Below are 513 nucleotides of genomic sequence, written 5' to 3'. Positions count from 1 at the left end.
TCTTCATGATTAGGCTGCTCCCTTCCGGGTGATCACGTTTTCGAGGGCGTCGGGGTCGACGCACTCCATCTCCAGGAGCATGCGGAAGGTGCTGTTCATTGCAGCGCGCAGCACCTTCCGGTCTTGCTCCGTGGCAAGCTCGGGGTGATCCATCACCCACCGCGCCAGTTCCAGATCACTGGCGAAGATCGGCCGGCCGTTGAGGGTCTTGGCCTTGGGCGCCACATCTGACGCTTTTTCCACCCGCGCCAGCATCTCTTCGGCCTGCAGGCTTTCCTCCTGGTTCAGCATCGGCACTTCGGGCATATGCTCGATGCGCACAAAACCGCCGGTCAGTTCCGCCCGTACCTTGTCGGCATGGTCGTCCAGGCGCTTCAAGGACTGCTTGGCGCGGGTTTCCTTACCCTTCTGTTCCATCGAATAGGGCACATAGCGGGTCTTGTGGCCGTTCCACTCGGCGACACAGATCAGCCGGCCGAGTGCGATGCTCTCGGGCGTGGCGACAACCTCGCG

1 protein-coding gene is annotated in these 513 nt (G+C 62.0%); it reads right to left on the bottom strand.

Features of this window, described 5'->3' with window-relative positions:
- Nucleotides 1–9 precede the first annotated feature (9 nt).
- The coding region (locus tag EPD66_RS24305; protein WP_221931116.1) for a hypothetical protein at nt 10–513 on the bottom strand (504 nt) is incomplete at its 5' end.

It is taken from the genome of Telmatospirillum sp. J64-1 (assembly GCF_006980715.1).
GTDB classification, from domain to species: Bacteria; Pseudomonadota; Alphaproteobacteria; order Rhodospirillales; family Magnetospirillaceae; genus Oleiliquidispirillum; species Oleiliquidispirillum nitrogeniifigens.
This window is presented reverse-complemented; position numbering and strand designations above follow the sequence as displayed.